General features: G+C 73.4%; 13 protein-coding genes. 8 read left to right on the forward strand and 5 right to left on the reverse strand.

Going from position 1 to position 19,208, the window contains the following annotated elements; genetic code table 11:
* Window positions 1-43: 43 nt before the first annotated feature.
* The 8 genes from WMF31_RS31800 (at window position 44) to WMF31_RS31835 (ending at window position 9,698) form a co-directional block, all read left to right on the forward strand.
* Entirely contained in the window at window positions 44-448 is a 405-nt protein-coding gene (locus tag WMF31_RS31800) for a c-type cytochrome (RefSeq protein ID WP_436605542.1), read from the forward strand.
* A 357-nt stretch (window positions 449-805) separates the two neighbouring features.
* On the forward strand, window positions 806-3,346 hold the full coding sequence (locus tag WMF31_RS31805; RefSeq protein ID WP_436605543.1) for a transglycosylase SLT domain-containing protein: 2,541 nt from the start codon (window positions 806-808) through the stop codon (window positions 3,344-3,346).
* Window positions 3,347-3,377: 31 nt separating this feature from the next.
* A complete protein-coding gene (locus tag WMF31_RS31810) occupies window positions 3,378-4,838 on the forward strand; it encodes a serine/threonine-protein kinase (RefSeq protein ID WP_436605544.1) in 1,461 nt (486 codons plus the stop codon).
* On the forward strand, window positions 4,835-5,911 hold the full coding sequence (locus WMF31_RS31815) for a dipeptidase (protein WP_436605545.1): 1,077 nt from the start codon (window positions 4,835-4,837) through the stop codon (window positions 5,909-5,911). The genes WMF31_RS31810 and WMF31_RS31815 overlap by 4 nt, the downstream gene beginning before the upstream one ends.
* Before the next feature lie 197 nt (window positions 5,912-6,108).
* Window positions 6,109-6,318 carry a hypothetical protein gene (locus WMF31_RS31820; RefSeq protein WP_436605546.1) on the forward strand — a complete coding sequence of 70 codons (210 nt, stop codon included), beginning with the start codon at window positions 6,109-6,111 and terminating at the stop codon, window positions 6,316-6,318.
* A gap of 170 nt (window positions 6,319-6,488) precedes the next feature.
* Window positions 6,489-7,034, forward strand: a complete 546-nt coding sequence (locus WMF31_RS31825) for a DUF1232 domain-containing protein (protein ID WP_436605547.1) — start codon at window positions 6,489-6,491, stop codon at window positions 7,032-7,034.
* A gap of 72 nt (window positions 7,035-7,106) precedes the next feature.
* The gene (locus tag WMF31_RS31830; protein ID WP_436605548.1) at window positions 7,107-8,201 is read left to right on the forward strand and encodes a metallophosphoesterase; all 1,095 of its coding nucleotides are present in this window, start codon (window positions 7,107-7,109) and stop codon (window positions 8,199-8,201) included.
* A gap of 273 nt (window positions 8,202-8,474) precedes the next feature.
* Complete coding sequence (locus WMF31_RS31835; RefSeq protein WP_436605549.1) at window positions 8,475-9,698, forward strand: hypothetical protein; 1,224 nt, start codon at window positions 8,475-8,477, stop codon at window positions 9,696-9,698.
* A 95-nt stretch (window positions 9,699-9,793) separates the two neighbouring features.
* On the opposite strand, the gene WMF31_RS31840 is transcribed toward WMF31_RS31835, so the two are convergent.
* The 5 genes from WMF31_RS31840 to WMF31_RS31860 all read right to left on the reverse strand — a co-directional run bounded on the left by WMF31_RS31840 (window position 9,794) and on the right by WMF31_RS31860 (window position 18,795).
* Window positions 9,794-11,182, reverse strand: coding sequence for an MATE family efflux transporter (locus WMF31_RS31840; protein WP_436605550.1), 1,389 nt, complete (start codon window positions 11,180-11,182; stop codon window positions 9,794-9,796).
* Window positions 11,183-11,799: 617 nt separating this feature from the next.
* Window positions 11,800-13,470, reverse strand: coding sequence for a hypothetical protein (locus WMF31_RS31845; protein WP_436605551.1), 1,671 nt, complete (start codon window positions 13,468-13,470; stop codon window positions 11,800-11,802).
* 5 nt (window positions 13,471-13,475) lie between these two features.
* The gene (locus tag WMF31_RS31850; protein WP_436605552.1) at window positions 13,476-15,878 is read right to left on the reverse strand and encodes an alkaline phosphatase PhoX; all 2,403 of its coding nucleotides are present in this window, start codon (window positions 15,876-15,878) and stop codon (window positions 13,476-13,478) included.
* A gap of 175 nt (window positions 15,879-16,053) precedes the next feature.
* A complete protein-coding gene (locus WMF31_RS31855; RefSeq protein WP_436605553.1) occupies window positions 16,054-16,254 on the reverse strand; it encodes a hypothetical protein in 201 nt (66 codons plus the stop codon).
* Window positions 16,255-16,344: 90 nt separating this feature from the next.
* Window positions 16,345-18,795 carry a sodium-translocating pyrophosphatase gene (locus WMF31_RS31860; protein ID WP_436605554.1) on the reverse strand — a complete coding sequence of 817 codons (2,451 nt, stop codon included), beginning with the start codon at window positions 18,793-18,795 and terminating at the stop codon, window positions 16,345-16,347.
* Between the last annotated feature and the right edge of the window lie 413 nt (window positions 18,796-19,208).

Raw genomic sequence — 19,208 nt, forward strand, 5'->3', positions numbered from 1 at the left:
CGGCTTGCCCCGCTTCCTCCAAACAAGCTGTTGAGGTGCTTCGATGCCTATTCGTTCGATCCTCCTGTTCTGTCTTGCGCCCTTCGCGATCGCCGCTCTCCAGGGCTGCGGCGGTGACGACGGTGGCGGCTCCAGCAGCAGCAGCAACCACGACGGAGAAGCGCTCGGCGAGTGCCCGCCCGACTCCGCGGCGCAGCAGACAGCGGGGTATGACGCGCTCCAGCGCGAATGCGTGGTCTGTCACGGGACGGACAAGGTGGGCGCCACGGCCCGCATCGGCGCGCCCGACGGCATGAACGTCGACGATCCCGAGTGGGTCCGCGCAGAGGCGGTGGAGATCATGGAGGAGATCGAGGCCGGCACGATGCCGTACGGTGCCGGCAAGCTCCCCGACGACACGATCGAGTCCATCCGGGTCTACCTCGCCTGCGACGCCGCGGCGCAGTAGCACTCCTCCCCTTCTCTACCCCTCCCCTTCTCTACCCCTCCCCTTCTCTACCCCTCCCCTTCTTCCCATCCCCACCCGCCGGCGCGCCATCCCGGCGCGGCCCGGGACACCCCACCTCCGCAGCGCGGAAGTGCCTCTTCAACGCAGCACACGTCAATGAACACGGCACACGTCACGACAGGACGCGATGGCAGCAGCGCGTCAGATTTGTTGTTCCGCTGACGTTCGCTCCGCCGGGATCCGGATGCGCCACCGACCCGCCCCGGGGCGCCGGCAACCCCGGTGCGGGCGGCCATGGACGGCCGCCGCGCGCCTCGAACGCTGTGCGGCCGCGCGATCCGGGGTATGGTGCAGGGCATGCTCAGGCTGGATGCCCGCTCCGGGGCCGCCGCGCTCGCGCTGACCTCGGCGCTCGCGCTGACGGCCACGCTCGGCGCCTCGTGCGCCGGCACGCCCCCCGCGCAGCGCGGGGCGGCGACCTGCCCGCCGCGTTGCCCTGCGGCCACGTCGCCCGAGGCCGCCGCGTCGCCGGGGCCCGTCGTCCCGGGCGAGCAGGGCGAGGCCCCGGTGTTCGAGCCCGAGCGCCTCGCCCTCGTGCTGGACGATCCGCGGCTCGCGCCCGTGCAGAAGCTCGTCGCCGAGGAGGCGTACGCCGGCGCGGCCGCCGCGCTGGCCCAGGCGCTCGCCGCGCCGCCCGCGCCGCTCACGCCGGAGGACGCCCGGTCGTGGCGCTACCAGCTCGGGCGGCTGCGCGCGCTCGCGGGAGATCCCGTGGGCGCCGCGAAGGCGTACGACGCGGTCGCGGCGGCCGGCGGGCCGCTCGCCGACCACGCGCGGTTCGCGGCGGCCGAGCTCCTCGCCAGAGCCGGGCTGCCCGATGAGGCGCTCGCGCGCGCGAGCGCGGTCGCCCCGGACGTCGCGATCGCCGACGAGCTCGATCGCATCGTCGCCGGCGCGCTCGAGAAGAAGGGCGACATCGAGGGCGCGGCCGCGCGGTGGCGGGCGTTCCTCGGCCGGCGCTGGCCGGCGTCGGTGTGGGTGCCCGAGGCGATCCGCTTCGCCCGCGCGCTGCTCCGCCACCCGGGCGAGGCGCACGCCGAGGAGGCGATCCGGCTCGCCGGGCGCATCCTCGACGAGGCCCCGGGCGGCCTCGGCGCGGCGGAGGCGAAGGACATCCGGGACCAGGCCCTCTCGACGCTGCCGTTCGCGCGGCGCAAGCCGTTCCTCGACCCGGGCCCCGCCGCCCTGCTCGACCGCGCGCACGCCCTGCTCGCCTCGCGCCAGAACAAGGAGGCGCTCGCCGTCACGGACGCGCTGATCGCCCTGCCCGAGGCGCAGGCGCCCTCGGCGTTCGCCTGCAACGCGTTCGCCGCGCGCGCCGAGGCGCTCGGGCGCCTGCGGAAGAGGGCCGAGGCCGCGGACACCTTCGGCACCGCGATCGAGCGCTGCGCCGCGCCCCCGCCGGCCGGCCCCGGCGCCCCCGCCGGGGCGCCGGCCCCGCGGCGGCCCGAGACGCTCTACAAGGGCGCGCGCGCGTCGTTCAGCGTCGACCGGAACGCCGAGGCGGCCGCGCGCTTCGCGATGCTCGAGAAAGAGTTCCCGGAGCACCGGCTCGCGGACGACGCGCGCTACCTCGGCGCCCGCGCGCGGCTCGCGCTCGGGGACGAGGCGCAGTTCGTGCAGATGCTCACCGCCATGCCCGACGACTTCCCGTCGGGCGACATGGTCGCCGACGGCCTGTTCGAGCTCGCGCTGTTCGAGATGGAGCGCGACAGCTGGGCGGGCGCGATCCGGCCGCTCGAGCGCGCCCTGGAACGGTTCCCGCACGAGCGCGCGTACCACGCCGCCGGCAGGCTCCCCTACTACCTCGGCCGCGCCCACATCGAGACCGGCTCGCCGGACAGGGGCAAGGCGCTGCTCGAGCAGGTGATCCGCGACTACCCGCTGACGTTCTACATGGCGCTCGCCCACGCGCGGCTCTCCGAGCTCGACCCCGCGGCCGCCCGGCGCGCCCTGGCCGAGGCCGTGGCGCGGGACGAGAGCGCGGAGGACGCCGAGCTCCGGAGCCCCGCCTTCGCGGAGCCCGCGTTCGCGCGCGCGGTCGAGCTCGCGCGCCAGGGCGAGGGGAAGCTCGCGCGGCGCGAGCTCGAGCTGCTCGGCGTCACGAACCGTACGGCGCCGCGCGAGGTGATGTGGGCCTCGGCGTTCCTGCTCGCGCGCGCGGGCGCGCTGCCGCAGTCGTACAGCATCCTGCGCGCCGCGATGACGGGGTCGCCCGCGGAGGACGGCGTCGAGATCGCGGGCGACTGGGTGGACCACTACCCGGTCGGGCGCTGGCGCGGCGCCTGGGAGCTCGCCTATCCGCGCCCGTTCGCCGGCATCGTGGCCGCGGAGGCGAAGCGCCACGGCATCCCGGAGGGCCTCGCCTACGCGATCATGCGCGAGGAGTCGGCGTTCGATCCGCGGGCGGCGTCGCCCGCGAAGGCGTTCGGCCTGATGCAGCTCATCGTGCCGACCGCGAAGCGCATGGCCAGGCCGCTCGGGCTGCCTTGGAGCGCCGCGGCGCTGAAGCGCCCGGAGGTCAACATCGCGCTCGGCTGCCGCTACCTGTCGGTGCTGCGCGACAAGTTCCCGGACAACCCCCTGCTCGCGATCCCCTCCTACAACGCGGGCGGCGGCGCGCCGAAGCGGTGGATCGCCGAGCGCCCGTCGCAGAGCTTCGATCTCTGGGTCGAGCGCATCCCGTACTACGAGACGCGGCTCTACACGAAGCGCGTGCTCGCGAGCCTCGCCGTCTACGAGCACCTCTACGCCGCCGATCAGCCGAGCGAGGCCCTGCGCACGCCGCTCCCCGCGAGCCCGGCGGCCCGCTCGGCCGTGGCGACCGCGGCCCGCTGACCGCGCGCGAGCTCTGGTAGAGTCCCCCGCCGTGATCGACCCCTCGAGCCCCTCTCACCAGCTCGTGGGCGCCGTGCTGAACGGGCGCTTCCGGATCGTGCGTCTCCTCGGCGAAGGGGGCATGGGCGCCGTCTACGAGGCCGAGGGGCTGCGCGGCGAGGGCAAGCGCGCGATCAAGGTGCTGCACCCCGAGTTCCAGCAGGAAGAGCAGGTCCTCCAGCGCTTCTTCGCCGAGGCGGAGGCGACGAAGGGGTTCGTGCACCCCAACATCGCCTCGGTCTTCGAGGCGGCCCGCGCCGAGGACGGCACGCCCTACCTCGTGATGGAGCTCCTGCAGGGCGTGCCGCTCGCCGCCTACACCGTCCAGGGCAAGCCGCTCCCGCCGCACCAGGCCGTACCGATCGTCCACGAGGTGCTCCAGGCGCTCATGGCGGCGCACGCCCACAAGGTGGTGCACCGCGATCTGAAGCCGGAGAACCTGTTCCTGGTGCGCGAGGCCCGCGGCGGGTTCCGCGTCAAGGTGCTCGACTTCGGCATCGCCAAGGTGATGGACGCGGCCGGCGGCATGGGCCTCAAGACCCGCGCCGGCACGCTGCTCGGGACGCCCGGCTACATGAGCCCCGAGCAGATCAAGGACGCGAAGAGCGTCGACGCGCGCACCGACCTCTGGAGCGTCGGCGTGATCTTCTACGAGATGCTCACGGGGACGCAGCCGTTCCCGGCCGAGAACGAGTTCGCGCGGCTCACCGCGGTGCTCGCCAAGGAGGTGCGCCCGATCGAGCAGATCGCCCCGCACCTCGCGGCCTGGAGCCTGTTCTTCCAGCGCGCCCTCTCGAAGGACGTGAGCCGGCGCTTCCAGACGGCCGAGGAGATGGCGCAGACGCTGACCGCCATCGCGCAACGCACGGGCGCCCTGCCCCCGGCGGGGCGGGCCGAGCCGCAGACGTCGTCCCCGCCGCCGCCGCAGCACCTGCCCTCCGTGTCGCCGCAGCACCTGCCCTCCGTGTCGCCGCAGCACCTGCCCTCGATGCCGCAGCGGACATCGCAGCTGCCGCCGCAGCCGCCGCAGCACCTGCCCTCGGTGTCGCCGCAGCACCCGTCCTCGATGCCGCCGCCGCAGCCGCAGCACCTGCCCTCGATGCCGCCACCGCAGCCGTTTCCGCAGGCGCCCTCGGGCTCGACGGCGAGCATGGCGAGCGTGCCGTGGCCGGACGCTCCCCCCGCGGCGAGGACGCCCTCGAACGCCCAGCCGACCCCCTCGATCCCGCCCACGGCGGCCTTCTCGGCGCCGGCCGGCCCGACGCACGTCAGCGCGCAGCGGCCCGCGGGCACGCCCACGCTCACGGGCGGTCACTACGACGTGCGGGTCGTCGAGGTGCCTCTCCCCGCGGAGGTCGCGGCCCCGGAGGGCGCCGCCTGGTGGCTCGTGGCGGTCATCGGCCTCGTCTGCCTCGGCGTCGGCTTCGCGCTCGGCGTGCTGGTGAGCGGATGAGCGCCGGGGGTCGTGTCCGCGCGCTGCTCGCCGTCACGTGCGCCGCCGGGGCGCTGGGCGCGCCGCGGCCGACGCGCGGCGACCCGCCCGGCGACGGCGGCCGCGAGCTCCCGGTGCAGGTCGTCGACCTGCACGTCGACGTGCCCTGGCAGGTCCACTTCAAGGGGCGCGACGCGCGCCTCGCCGAGGGCCACGCCCGCAGGGAGGCGCTCGCCGCGGGCCACTACCTCGGCATCGTGCTGCCGATCTACCTGCCCGACCGGGCGCGCGCCGGGGGTCCGCAGATCGAGGACGCCGAGGCGATCCTCGGCACCATCGAGGCGATCGTGGCCGCGAACCCGGTGTTCCTGCCGCTCGGCGCGGGGCGGGCCGAGCCGGGGAAGATCAGCACGTTCCTGTCGATCGAGGGGGCCGGCGCGTTCGCGGCGGACATCGCGCAGATCGACCGCTTCATCGCGCGCGGCGTGCGGCTCATCAGCCCGAACCACGCGAAGCACACGCGGCTGTCGTCGTCGGCCACGGGCGCGCCCGCGGCGTTCGGGCTCACCGAGCTCGGCAAGCGGTTCTGCGAGCGCGTCTATGCGCAGGGCGCGCTCATCGACGTCTCGCACCTCTCGGACGCCGCGTTCGCGGATCTCGTCCCGATCGCCGCCGCCCACGGCGCGCCGATCGTCGCGACGCACTCGAACGCGCGCGCGGTGGCCGACCGGCCGCGCAACCTGACGGACGAGCAGCTGCGGATCATCGGCCGGACCGGCGGGGTCGCGGGGCTCAACTTCCACGCGCCGTTCGTGAACGGCACGCCGAGGGCCGACCTCGACGACGTGGTCGCGCAGGTCGATCACCTGGTCCGGGTGGCCGGCGTCGATCACGTCGCGATCGGCTCGGATTTCGACGGCGGCATCATCCCTCCGGAGGGGCTCGAGGACGCGTCGGCGCTGCCGGCGCTCGCCGCGCGCCTGCGGCGGCGCGGGATGGCGCGCGAGGACGTGGAGAAGATCTTCTCGAGGAACGCGCTGCGCATCCTCGGCTGGCGGCCGGCGGCCGGGGGCGCGGCTCCGCCGCAGAGATAGCCAGGGGCCCGCGGGGTTGCGAGCGCGGGCGGGGGCGTCGACGCGGACGAGCCGATGGCTGAGCTGCGAGCGCGTGGGTGACAATCCGGTCCCTGGCGAGCTCGGCCGATCAGGCGCGGGCGGCCGATGCGTGGTGGCGCGAGAGCCGAGAGGCGGCGCCACCGCGATTTGCGGAAGAGCTCGCCACGGCGCTTCGCATGCTGAAGGCTGCGCCGGAAAGGGGGGAGCTCTACCGCCCCAAGGCGAAGGATGGAGCGCGACGCGTGCTGCTGGCCCGGACGCGATACCACGTGGACTACGCCTACGAGGCAGAGCAGCGGCGCATCGGCGAGCTGGCCATCTGGAGCTGCCTGCGCGGGAGGCCACCCGGCTTGCAGCACGCGAGGCAGATGAAAAAGACGCAGTGAGCGGGCTCCTGTGCGGGCTCTCCCCCGAACCACGGTCGGCGCTCTCCGACGGATCCGACCGGCAGCGCCCCGGGCGGCCGCGCATCCCCTCACCGCCCCTGCGCGCCCCGGTTTGCATGGACGGCGCCGCGGCGCCCGGACTACCCTCCCTCTCCCGCCGGGAGGATCCCATGACCCAGCTCGACGACCGCTGCCTCGATTCGTTCCCCGAGTGGCTGCGCAGCCTCGCCACCGACGCCTCCGACCTCTCGGGGCTGCTCGCCTCGCCCGACAGCCCCGAGGCCGCGCGCCGCGCGATCGCGGGCGGCCTCAATTACCTGTTCAAGTCGCTCGATCTGATCCCGGACGGCATCGAGGATCTCGGCTACCTCGACGACGCCTTCGTGCTGCGCGTCGCCGCCGCCTTCGCGGCGGCCGAGAGCCCGGCGCTGCGCGAGCAGGCGCCCACGCTGGCGCGGCTCGCGCGCGACGCGGAGCTCATCGCGGAGCTGCTCGGCAGCGACTACGCGCGGCTCAAGAGCTACGTGCGCTCGCTGGAGAAGGGCGCCGCGCGCGGCCGCACCGTGGACGACATCCTGGGCGACGAGCAGGTCCGCGCGTCGTTCATGCACGAGATCACGGGCTGGGCCTCGAGCTATACCGCCCCGGCGTTCAGCCGGGACGCGAAGAACCTCATCAAGCTGAAGTCCTTCCTGTCGACCAAGCTCCCGGCCTGATCCCGCGGCGCGCGGCCCGAGCCCACGGCGCGCGCCTTGCCACCCCCTCCTCCCCTCGGAGGCCCGCGTCCGATGTCCGCTGCACCTCTCCGCTCCACGCTGCTCGCAGCCCTGCTCCTCGCGGGCTGCGACGCCGACCGCCCCGCGTCGACGGCGCCCCGCTCGGCGCCCGCCCCTGCCACCGCCGCGCCGCCCCCGAGGGCGACCGCCGCCTCGGCCGCGCTGCCGCCCGACACGGACCGGTCCTACGCCCGCCCCGCCGCCGACCGCGTGGTGGCGATCGGCGACGTGCACGGCGACCTCGCGGCCACGCGCGCGGCCCTGCGGATCGCGGGCGTGATCGACGACGCGGATCGCTGGATCGGCGGCAAGCTCGTGCTCGTCCAGACGGGCGACGAGATCGATCGCGGCGACGACGAGCAGGCGATCGTGGACCTGTTCGACCGCCTCGCGGTCGAGGCGCGCGCGGCCGGCGGCGCGGTGTACGCGCTGAACGGCAACCACGAGATCATGAACGTGCAGCTCGATTTCCGCTACGTCACCGAGGGCGGATTCAGGGATTTCGAGGACGCCCCCGGGCTCGACACCTCGGCCTTGCGCGCCTCGCCGGTGCCGCCCCGCGCCCGGGCGCGCGCCGCCGCGTTCTTGCCCGGCGGGCTGTATGCCAGAAAGCTCGCGGAGCGCGACGTGATCATCACGGTCGGCGACACCGTCTTCGTGCACGGCGGCCTCCTCCCGTCGCACGTCCGCTACGGCGTGGCGCGGATCAACCGCGAGGTGCGCGCGTGGATGGAAGGGAAGACCTCCTCGCCGCCGACCGTGATCGCGGCCGAGGACAGCCCGGTATGGGCGCGTCTCTACTCGGGCGATCCGCCGCCGAGCCCGGGATCGAGCGCCTGCGGGGCGCTGGACCAGGTGCTTTCGGCGATGTCGGCGAAGCGCATGGTCGTGGGCCACACGGTCCAGAGGAACGGAATCACCTCGGCCTGCGGCGAGAAGGTCTGGCGGATCGACGTCGGCATGGCGTCTCATTACGGTGGAAAACCCGCGGTGCTGGAGATCGCCGGCGACAAGGTGCAAATTCTGACAAGGACCCCGAACGGCGCGAACGGCGCGAGCAACGCTGCGAACGCGGACAACGCGGGCAGCGCCAACGTGAAGAAGTGAGCCGCGCCCTGGCGCCTGCTCCGTTGACGACCGCCGCGCGGACCGGCTAACGTCGATGGCAAACTGGGGCCTTTCGATCCACGGGGAAAGGGAATCAGATGCCTGAGCTCCCGCTCGCGCTGATCCAGGAAGCGAATCGAGGCGGACGGCAGCATGTCCGGAAGCTCGGTGAGCGCTCCCTCCCCTGTCGCCCCCTCGCGTCGCCCGCGCGACGCTGCGCCGCTGCCGGAAGGTCGATCGCTGCGAGGCGCGGCTCGGCACGGGGGGCGGCGGATGGACGATGACGAGCTGTTGCGCGTCCTGAGGCGCATCGCGCAGCAGGATCCGCCGGGCGATCCGCGCCGGCGGAAGCTCGCGGACGAGGCGCTCCCGGACAGCGAGCCGGGCGGGCGTGACGGCCTCGCGACGCGCCCGCGCGCCGTCCGGGAGCCGCGCGAGGCCAGGGTGCCCCTCGACGACGAGACCCGCGCCCGGCTCGCCGAGAGGCTCGCGTCCCAGCTCCGCGACGCGCGCGCGGACGCGCCGCCGCCGTCGTCGCTGGTGCGCCCTGTGCAAGATCGGAGGTCGGGGATCCGCGTCCGGAGCCGCCCTGCATGGGAGATCGACGCGGAGGAGCCGGCCATCGCCCACGGCGGGCGGCCGGCCGCCGACGCCGGCTCGCTCTACGGGACGAGCGTCGTGCCGCTCGACACGGAAGCGCCGGTGTGCCGCTCGATCGGCGACGGCTCGGAGCCGCCCCCTGCCCCGGAGCCGCCTCGCGACACGCGCCCCGACGAGGCGCCCGGGCGCCCCGTCGAGCGAGCGCCGGACGCCGTGGCAGCGGCCGGCGCCACCGCGGCGAGGCCGACCGGCGCCGCGGCGGCGAGGCCGACCGGCGCCGCGGCGGCGAGGCCGACCGGCGCCGCGGCGGCGAGGCCGACCGGCGCCGCGGCGGCGCGCGAGGGCCTGTCGTGCCCTGAGCTGGCCCCGCGGCGGCCCCCTCTGCGGGTGCGGGCCGGGACGATCGCCGCCGCGGCCGGCTGGGTCGTGGGGGTCGCGCTCGTGTCGCTGCTCGCGCTGCGGCCTGCGCCGTTCGCGCCGGGCGCCGCCCCGCTCCCCGGCTACACGCTCGCGATGCAGGTCGGCGACGGCCCCGCGCCGCGGGCGCCGGGCGCCGCGTCGGCCACCGAGCCCCGCGTCGGCCGGGGCGCCCGGCTCACGATCGCGCTGACGCCCGAGGGCCGCGTGCCCGCGCCGGTGGAGGTGAAGGCCTACCTCCTGCGGGACGGGAACGCGCGCCCCTGGCCCGTGGCGGTCGATCTGGATGGCCACGGCGGCGCGCGCATCTCCGGGACGCGCGAGGCGCTCTTCCAGGGCGTCGCGGCGGGCGCATGGGAGATCGTGGTCGTGATCGGCCAGCCCGGATCGCGGCCGCTCCGGGGCGAGGCGCTGCCCGACGAGGGCGCGGTCCGCCTCTCGGGCGGCAGGGTCCTCCGGCAGCGCCTGTTCCTCGACTGAGAGCGCCTCTCGAGGCCTCCCGTGGCCAGGCAGCCGCGCGCTGCCTGGCTCGGTCCGGCCTCCTTCGGCGCGCCGAGCGCCGCGCGGGGGGCGCGTCACCCGCTGCGCGGCAGCGTCCGCGCGATCGGCGCGCGGGCCAGCCGGACGAAGCGCGTCGTGAGCACCACCGCGACGGCGACGAGCCCCGCCGTGAGGCCGAACCAGAGGCCACGGACGCCGAGGTCGAGCCCGAACGCGAGGCCGATCGAGAGCGGCAGGCCGAACGCCCAGTGGGCCCCGAGGTTGGCCCAGAACGGGAAGCGCACGTCGCCCGCCCCGCGCAGCGCCCCGGCGGCGACGGCCTGGACGCCGTCGAAGAGCTGGAAGAGGGCGGCGATGCGGAGCAGCGGGACGCCGATGGCGATGACCTCCGCGTCCGGGGTGAAGGCGCCGAGCAGGGGGCGGGGGAACGAGGCGTACACCGAGGCGCTCACGCCCATGAGGGCGGCGCCGAGCAGGAGGCCGAGCACGCCGGCGCGCAGGGGGGCCCGGCCTGCGCCGACGGCGTGTCCCACGCGGACGGCGGTGGCGCCGCCGACGCCGAGCGCGCCCATGAACGTGAACGCGGCGAGCCCGATCGCGATCTGGTGCGCCGAGATCACGGGCGCGCCGAGCCGGCCGGCGAGCAGCGCCGCCAGCCCGAACACGCCCACCTCGGCGAGGAGCTGCAGCCCGATCGGGACGCCGAGCCGGTAAACCGCCGCGAGCGGCACCGGGTCTTCCGGGGCGGCCGCGCGCCGGCGTCGCGCGGACCAGAGCACGCTCGACGACAGCACCACGCTGGCCACGCTCGCGGCGAGCCCGGCCCCGAGCGCGCCGAGCTGCGGCAGCCCGAGCGGCGGGAGGCCCACCCAGCGGAGCGCCTCATCGCCGCGGACCAGGAGGTTGCAGGCGACGAGGTTGACGGCGTTGGCCGCGATCACGGCGAGGAGCGCGGGGCGCGTCGCGCCGTGGGCTTGAAGAAAGCTCTTCCCGGCGAGAAAGGCTGGCCACAGGAAGATCCAGAGCGCGTGGCCGAGGATGTACCGGCGCACGCCGGGGACCAGCGCGGGATCGACGCCCATGGGCGCGAGCGCGGCCGTCGCCGCGAGCGCGGCCGTGAACGCGACGACGCTGACGAGCACGCCCGCCTTCAGGGTCGAGCGCAGCGCCGCCCACGCCTGTCCTGGGCGGCCCGCGCCAATCGCCTGGGACGCGAGCGGATCGAGCGCGGCCGCGATGCCCACCCCCAGCGCATTGGAGGTGTGGACGATCGTTCTTCCCATGGCGCAGGAGGCGAGCTCGTTGACGGAGACGCGACCGACGATCGCCACGTCGACGAGCGAGAGCGCGACGAGCCCCGCCTGCGCGAGGGCGATGGGCAGCGCGAGGCGCGCGAGCGTGCGGAGCTCGGATGGGGCGCTGTCGTGAAGGGGGAGCGGGCGCGAGGGGGACGAGGGGGGCATCGGGAGGCGGGGAAGGGGCGCCACGATAGCGCGCGGGGGGGAGCGCGCTCGCGGGAGGGGGAGGGCAAGGCTCATCCGGGGTTACGGAAAATCGATGCAGGAGGGGGCGAGGGGGAGAGAGTCGTGATGAGGCTGCAAGGCGCGGGCGGGACATCGGGGGCATACCGTCTTCCATCCTGCGTCATCGGTATCTGTGGTCCGCTTTCCGTCTTCCCTCTCCCGTCTCCCGTCTTCCCTCTCCCGTCTCCCGTCTTCCCTCTCCCGTCTCCCGTCTTCCCTCTCCCGTCTCCCGTCTTCCCTCTCCCGTCTCCCGTCTTCCCTCTTCCCTCTTCCTCCTCGTGCGCGTGCGCGTGCGCGTGCGCGCTCATTCCGTGCGCGTCCGCGTGCTCGACACGATCACGAATACGAGGACGGATGAAGAAGAGGATGACGGAACACGCGCACGCGCACGCGCACGCGCACGCGGACGCCAGACGAGGACGGAAGACGGGAGAGGAAAGACGGGAGAGGGAAGACGGGAGAGGGAAGACGGGAGAGGGAAGACGGGAGAGGAAAGACGGGAGAGGGAAGACGGGCGACGGGCGACGAAAGCCGGCAGCCGGAAAGCTCCCCCCCTTTCACCAGGCGAGATGAACCCTCCCATCGAGATACACTCTCTCCCCCTCCCCCAGCCCCGTCGACTCCTCCTCCACGACCCGCAGGATCCCCTTCGCCGGCCCGAGCGAGAACTCCCTCCCCTCCTCGAACCGCTGCGCCCGGACCAGGGCGCGATACGCCTTGTCGAGCAGGAGCGCCCTCTCGCGCGACGGCGCCACGAGGTACGCGAGATCACGGTCGCCGCCGGGCGCGCCCCGCCGGACCTCCTCCTCGTCGAGCACCCCTCCCGGGAAGAACCGGGCGAGCATCTCCGCGTTCGCGCGGTAATCGTCGCCCCCGTGGGCGCGGCGAAGGTAGGTCAGGACCTCCGGCTCGGCGTGCCCGGCCTGCGGCACGTCCGGCATGCCGCGCAGGTCCTGGTGCCGCCAGCCGGCTGCGCCGGGCACCTTGCGCGCCAGCGAGAAGGTGTGATCCACCGTGACCCCCACCGCGCTGTGGCAACCCATGCAGGCGCGATGCTCCTCCGCGGTCTGCAGCCGGAGCCGACCCCGCTCGTCCTCGATGAACGCCTGGAGCTGCCACCCGAACGCATTGCGCAACCCGACCTCGGGCGCGCCGGCGTAGACCGGCGGCTGGCCCTCGTCCTTCTCCTCGGCCTCGAGCTCGTGCGCGCGCGCGATCGCCCAGTCGTCCAGCTCCTCGACCTTGCGCGCATACCGCAGCTCCTTCATCCGCGCGGCGAGCAGCGACGGGCGATCCGGGTCGAGGTAACGCACCGAGTGCAAGAGCTCCGTCCCCCGCGGGTAAACCCACGAGCGCACGACGACCCCCGCCGCCCCGCCCGCATACCGCGCAGGCAAGCGACGGATGCGCGTCACCGCGGCCGAGATCGCGCCGTCGCCGTCGAGATCGGCCCCGGCCAGGATCTCGCTCACCGGCTCGACCTCCCGCCCCGCCCCCCCCTCGAGCGAGAGCCCCGCGCCCGGCCCCTCCCCCTGCCTGGGCAGCGGCGACGGGGACGCGATCGCCGCCTCGAGCAGCGCGAGGTTCAGCTTGTACACCTCGCGCGAAGGCGCCCCGTCCGCGCCGACGCGGAACGCGACCGGCAACCGGATGAACACGTCGCCGGCGCTGCCGTTCGTGGGCCAGAAGCTCCCCGGGAACGGCTTGTACCGCACCGCCCGGTAGCCGCTCCCGTCGCGGGCAAACCCCTCCTCGTCGAAGCCGGCGTCGAGATCGAGATCGGGCACATAGCCCGGGTACCCCGGCCGCGCCGAGAGCGCCTTCCGCAACGGAGCGTAGTTGTCCTCCCGGATGTACTCGAGGATCTCGGCGTCGCTCGTCCGCGCCGCCGCCGCCGAGAGGTCCTCGAGCAGGTTGGTCCAGGGGTTCTTCCGCGCAGCGTCCGAGAAGCTGTACGCGCGCTGGAGCTCGTGATCCGCGAGCGCATTCGGGCCGCGCCCCGTCGTGTGACACGTCCAGCAGCCGTTCGCGCCCCCCGCCGTGGTCGCGTAACACATCGGCGGGATGGAGGCCTCCGGGTTGCCCATCCGCCCCGCGCGCGCCGCCGCGGTCGCGAGCGGATCGTACCCCTCCCCGCCGCACCCCGCGGCCAGCGCGGCGGCCGCCGCCGCCGCGAAGCCCAGCCCCGCGCGGCGCCCGCGCCCACCTCGAAAGCCTCGATCGCGCACGTGGCTCACTCGGGCAGGAAGGTGAGCGCGATCACGCTCGACAGCGCGCCGTCGCGGCGTGGCCAGGTGCTGTACACGTCCTCCCCGGGGTGCTGCACGGCCATGAAGATCGTGCCCATGTCCGAGGTGAACTGCGGGCCGGTCGCCTCCGCGTCGCTCGGCATCGCCACCACGCGGAACGCCTTCCCGAAGCTCGGCTGCGTCACGCCCGGCGCCCCCGCGCGGTGGGCAGGGTCGAGATCGAGGTAGTAGAACGCGTCGGCGTGCGGGTTCGTCCCGAGATTGCCGTCGGTCCCGAACCACACCCCGCCGTCGCGATCGAGCAGCAGGTTGTCCGGGCAGGCCGCGTCGAAGTCGCCGCTGCCCTTCGAGCCGTGCCACACCTCGAAGAACCGGAACTCGGTCGACGCCCCGGGCCGCTCGGGATCCGCCTCCTCCATGGCGAAGATCGAGCCCACCTGGTCCGCGCGCCGCGGCGAGGCCGTCGCGTGGCTCGCCGGATCGAAGAGCACGCCGCCCTGATCGAGCGCCGTCTGCCGCGTGTGGTTCGTGAACGTCACGTAGATGCGCGGCGTCCCGCTCGGATCGCGCGGGTTCCACTCGATGTCCTCGGGCCGGTTCAGCTCCATGACGCCGACCTTGTTGCTCGCCGTGAACAGCGCGCGGCGCACGTCGTCGTCCGAGGGGAAGCCGCCGATCCCGTTCCAGCTCGGGTCGCGCAGCGCCTCGCCGACGGTCCGGGTCGCGTCGCCGAGCGCCGCGGCGTTCGGCGCCACGGCGGCGCTGTCCACCGAGAGCTCGATCCACTGGCCCGCGCCGGGAGCCGCCTCGGTCGGCGCCGCCCCGGTCGCGACCAGGGTGTCGCCGGTCGCGTTGTCGAGGCCGGCGAAGTGCGCCGCGTAGAGCTTGCCGGCGTCGAGCAGCCCGCGGATCTCCGCCCGCGTCATGCCGGCCTTGTACGCGCCGGCCGTCACGAACTTGTAGATGCGCCCGCCGCGGCGGTCGTCGGAGCCGTAGATCACGATCGGCTGGTCCGGCAGGAGCTTCCAGTCGCCATCGACCGCGAACGTCGCCGCCTCCCAGCGCGCGCGGCCCATGAAGCCGAGCTTCAGGTGGCCCGTGCCCGCCGCCGTCGCGCCCTCGAACTCGCCCGCGGGCTGGCCGGGGTCGAGCTCGGTGAGGTACCCGTAGTGGTCGCGGGGCTGCCGGCCGTTCACGTCGGAGATGCGCCCGAACTCCGCCGAGGTGCTCGCCTCGACGACCGGGCTCACCGGCGCGCCCGGATCGAAGCCCCGGCCGGTGAGGAACTTCTGGTCGCTCGACCAGCTCGCCTCCAGGTCGCCGTAGTAGTCCTGCACGTTCTCCTCGGCGCTGATCACCGTCCCCCACGGCGTCTGCCCGCCGGCGCAGTCGCCCATGATGCCGGCCACGACCCCCTCCGGGAGCGCCTCGCCGGTCGCGTCATCCCTCGCCGGGCCGGAGAGCCCCTGCCCCGCGACCCGGACCCGCGTGCGGCTCGTCGCGTCGTAGCGGACGGCGCGCGCGCTCCGATCGATGGCCCACGCGCCGGTCGCCGGGTCCTGCACGGCCCGGAGCCACGAGCCGCCGACCTGCCGCTTCTCCCAGCGAATGTAGGTGTCGATGTCCTCCTGCGACCAGACGTTCGACTCGACGTCGTTCGTGAGCACGCCGATCGCGCGCAGGTGGCGCGCCAGCGTGAGGTGCTGCCCGGTCGGCGCGGCCGTGAGCCGCGGGCTGCCCCCGGAGACGTACTCGTGATTGACCCAGAGCCAGCCCGCGGTGCCCGAGCCGTTCCACAGCGGCGGATTGCCCTCCTCGGCGTCCCAGCCTTCGCCGAAGTAGGCGATGTAATCGTTGTTGGCGCCGAAGCGGGGCGCGTCCTTCCCGGTGTCGAAGGTCAGCGGATCGAGCCAGCTCACCAGCACGTCGGAGCTCACGCCCGCGAGCGTCCGGATGGTGTCGGTCGCGGCCGCGCGGAGCGGGAACTGCTCGCCCGCGGGCAGGGCGCCGGCCGCGAACATCTCGACCCGCTCCTTCACGTAGTCCGCGAGGTTCGCCGCGTGGGTCCACACCGGCGCGTCCTCGCCGGGATCGCCGGGATCGCCCTTCGGCCCCTGCGCGCCGACCTCGCCGGGCGCGCCGTCCTCGCCGTCCTTGCCGGGGGCGCCGTCCTCGCCGTCCTCGCCAGGGGCGCCATCCTCGCCGTCCTTGCCGGGCGCCCCGTCCTTGCCGGGCGCCCCGTCCTTGCCGGGCGCCCCGTCCTCGCCCGGGGCGCCATCGTTGCCCGGCGTTCCCGGGGCGCCGTCCTCGCCGCAGCCGCTCCCCATCGCGGCGAGGCCGCCCGCAAGCACCAGAAGAAACGCCGTTCGCAAGGTTCGATTCATCATCACTGCCATCCTCTCCGCGGGGGTGATGGCCGGGGACGATGCCCCGTGACGATGGCGGCCCGATGCGACGAGCGCGACGAGTTGTTGACAGGAGCGCGCGGATCCCGAGCGCGCCGCGCCCTTGTTACGCGATCACGACGAGCGCGTGGGCACGACCACGAGGCCGCGCGGCGCGCTACTCGTCCTCGTCGGGCAGGACGGCCTCCTGGCCGAAGCGCGCCTGCGCCTCGAGCAGCTCCGCGTCGGAGATCCAGGTGCGATCGCAGCTGACGAGCGGCGCGACCTGATACACGTCCTTCCGCTGGTCGCCGCGTCCGTCGTCGAGGACCCGGACCACCTCGTGGTGGAAGCCGCAGGCAGGGCAGAGCGCTCGCATGAGGGCTCACTATAGTGCAAGCGCGCGGGGCGCAAGGCCTCCCGCCCCCGTCCGCGCGGGCTCCGCGCGGACGGGGCGAGCCGCCACGGCTCAGGCCGGGGCCTTCACGCCCACCGGGGCCTCGCGCTTCTCGTTCGACGTGATGCGCATCCCGTAGAACGAGCGGTACACGAACACCGTCGAGAGCACGAAGAAGATGGCCGCGAGCGTCACGCTCGTCGTGCGGTCGATCTCGATCGCCAGCTCGACCGCGAGGAGGCCGAACAGGGTCGTGAACTTGATGATCGGGTTCATCGCCACGGACGAGGTGTCCTTGAAGGGGTCGCCCACGGTGTCGCCGACGACCGTCGCCGCGTGGAGCGGCGTGCCCTTCTCCTTCAGCTCGACCTCGACGAGCTTCTTCGCGTTGTCCCAGGCGCCGCCGGCGTTCGCCATGAAGATCGCCTGGTAGAGCCCGAAGAGCGCGATGCTGATGAGGTAGCCGATGAAGAAGAACGGCTCGAGGCACGCGAAGGCCAGGGTCGAGAAGAAGACCCCGAGGAAGATGTTGAACATCCCCCGCTGCGCGTACTGCGTACAGATCTCGACCACCTTCTTGCTGTCGGCGATCGAGGCCTTCTCCACGCCCTCGAGCCGGATGTTGGCCCGGATGAACTCGACCGCGCGGTAGGCGCCCGTCGAGACCGCCTGGGTGGACGCGCCGGTGAACCAGTAGATGACCGCGCCGCCCGTCACCAGGCCGAGCAGGAACGGCGGGTGGAGCAGCGACAGCTTGTCCACGTTCGCCGTCAGCCTGGCCGTGAGCACGACGATGATCGAGAAGATGAGCGTCGTCGCGCCGACGACGGCCGTGCCGATGAGCACCGGCTTGGCCGTGGCCTTGAAGGTGTTGCCCGCCCCGTCGTTCTCCTCGAGGAAGTGCTTGGCCTTGTCGAAGTTCGGCGTGAAGCCGAAGTCCTTCTTCAGCTCGGCCTCGACGTCGGGCACGTTCTCGATGAGCGACAGCTCGTAGACCGACTGCGCGTTGTCCGTCACCGGGCCGTAGGAGTCGACCGCGATGGTCACCGGGCCCATGCCGAGGAAGCCGAACGCCACGAGGCCGAACGCGAAGACGCTCTCGGCCATCATCAGCCCCTCGAGGCCCTGGGCCGCGATGAGGTACGAGGTGCCCATCAGCACGACGAGGACGATGCCCATCCAGTACGCGCTGAAGTTGCCGGCGGTCAGGCCCGAGAGCACGTTCAGCGAGGCGCCGCCCTCGCGCGACGCGGTGACGACCTCGCGCACGTGGCGCGACTCGGTCGAGGTGAAGACCTTGATCACCTCCGGGATGATGGCGCCCGCCAGCGTGCCGCAGGTGATGATCGACGACAGCTTCCACCAGAGCGTCGAGTCGCCCCCGAGGTTCGGGATCATGAGCGCCGAGACGGCGTACGTGAGCGCGACCGACACGATCGAGGTCAGCCAGACGAGGCGCGTCAGCGGGGTCTCGAAGTTCATCTTGTCGGCGTCGCCGTAGGACGCCTTCGCGATCGCCTCGTTGAGGAGGTACGAGCCGATGCTCGCGAGCACCATCACGATGCGCATCACGAAGATCCAGACGAGGAGCTGGACCTGGACGGCCGGGTCGGGGACGGCGAGGAGGATGAAGGCGATCAGCGCGACGCCGGTGACGCCGTACGTCTCGAAGCCGTCGGCGCTCGGGCCGACCGAGTCGCCGGCGTTGTCGCCCGTACAGTCGGCGATGACGCCCGGGTTGCGCGCGTCGTCCTCCTTGATGTTGAAGACGATCTTCATGAGATCGGAGCCGATGTCCGCGATCTTCGTGAAGATGCCGCCCGCGATGCGGAGCGCCGAGGCGCCGAGCGACTCGCCGATGGCGAAGCCGATGAAGCAGGGGCCGGCGTAGTCGCCGGGGATGAAGAGCAGGATCATCAGCATGAGCATGAGCTCGGTGCTGATGAGCACGGCGCCGATGCTCATCCCGGCCTTGAGCGGGATGGCGTACGTCGGGAACGGCTTGCCCTTGAGGCTCGCGAACGCGGCGCGCGAGTTCGCGAACGTGTTGATGCGCATGCCGAACCACGCGACGCCGCAGCTGCCCGCGATGCCGACCAGGCTGCTCAGCAGGATGACCAGGACCTTCGTGGCCTCCATGTGCCGCAGCACCCCGAAGTAGAGGACCATGACCGCGCCGATCAGGACCTCCAGGACCAGGATGAACTTGAGCTGCGTGGCCAGGTACGTCTTGCAGGTCTCGTAGATGAGCTCCGAGATGTCCCGCATCGCGCGGTGGACCGGGAGCTTGTTCAGCTGCGAGAAGATGATGACCCCGAACGCGAGACCGAGCGCGCAGACGACGATGCCGCCGAAGAGCAGCGTGCGGCCGTCGACGCCGCCGAAGGACTGGCTCCCGAGATCGGGGAGGACGAGATCGGATTCACTGGCGCTGGCGATCCCGCCGCTGAGCAGCAGGGCGAGCGCAGCGAGCCCGGCCAGCAGCGGTGCGAGCCAGGCCCTTTGGGACCGGATGAGGTTCATGACGGTGTGCCTCCATCGCAAGATCCGAGGCAGCGGGTGGCGCCGTCGCCGCCCGCGGCTTCGTGGTTCCGAGGGGTTGGCCGCCTGCGTAAAGGGGAAGGGAACCGGCGCGCTGCCGGATGGATTCTTGCTCTAACGCCGACGCTTCAGCACAGCCTCGTCCCACGACGCCCGTTGGGTGTCGGGAATAGCCCGGCGCTGCCGGGCGAGCCCCCCCCGCTGGGATCGCCGTGGCGTTCGCTAGCTACCATGCATGACAATCGTCGTCGAGAGGGTGTGAGACGCCCACACGACATCTGCCGCTGTCAGCACCCATGCTGTCAGGAGAATGCTTAGGGAGATTTCGCAGGATGCGATGGCGGGACGCGTGATATCGCGCGTTTACGCGGTTTGTCGCGCTGCGCTGATCTCGG

Source organism: Sorangium sp. So ce1036, from assembly GCF_051369805.1.
GTDB classification, from domain to species: domain Bacteria; phylum Myxococcota_A; class Polyangia; order Polyangiales; family Polyangiaceae; genus Sorangium; species Sorangium cellulosum_F.

What these genes read in the sequence shown, in the direction of transcription:
- WMF31_RS31840 (WP_436605550.1), bottom strand. Translation starts at nt 11,182, where the DNA reads ATGCCCCCCTCGTCCCCCTCGCGCCCGCTCCCCCTTCACGACAGCGCC.
- WMF31_RS31800 (WP_436605542.1), top strand. Translation starts at nt 44, where the DNA reads ATGCCTATTCGTTCGATCCTCCTGTTCTGTCTTGCGCCCTTCGCGATC.
- WMF31_RS31830 (WP_436605548.1), top strand. Translation starts at nt 7,107, where the DNA reads ATGTCCGCTGCACCTCTCCGCTCCACGCTGCTCGCAGCCCTGCTCCTC.
- WMF31_RS31850 (WP_436605552.1), bottom strand. Translation starts at nt 15,878, where the DNA reads ATGATGAATCGAACCTTGCGAACGGCGTTTCTTCTGGTGCTTGCGGGC.
- WMF31_RS31820 (WP_436605546.1), top strand. Translation starts at nt 6,109, where the DNA reads ATGCTGAAGGCTGCGCCGGAAAGGGGGGAGCTCTACCGCCCCAAGGCG.
- WMF31_RS31860 (WP_436605554.1), bottom strand. Translation starts at nt 18,795, where the DNA reads ATGAACCTCATCCGGTCCCAAAGGGCCTGGCTCGCACCGCTGCTGGCC.
- WMF31_RS31855 (WP_436605553.1), bottom strand. Translation starts at nt 16,254, where the DNA reads ATGCGAGCGCTCTGCCCTGCCTGCGGCTTCCACCACGAGGTGGTCCGG.
- WMF31_RS31835 (WP_436605549.1), top strand. Translation starts at nt 8,475, where the DNA reads ATGGACGATGACGAGCTGTTGCGCGTCCTGAGGCGCATCGCGCAGCAG.
- WMF31_RS31825 (WP_436605547.1), top strand. Translation starts at nt 6,489, where the DNA reads ATGACCCAGCTCGACGACCGCTGCCTCGATTCGTTCCCCGAGTGGCTG.
- WMF31_RS31805 (WP_436605543.1), top strand. Translation starts at nt 806, where the DNA reads ATGCTCAGGCTGGATGCCCGCTCCGGGGCCGCCGCGCTCGCGCTGACC.
- WMF31_RS31815 (WP_436605545.1), top strand. Translation starts at nt 4,835, where the DNA reads ATGAGCGCCGGGGGTCGTGTCCGCGCGCTGCTCGCCGTCACGTGCGCC.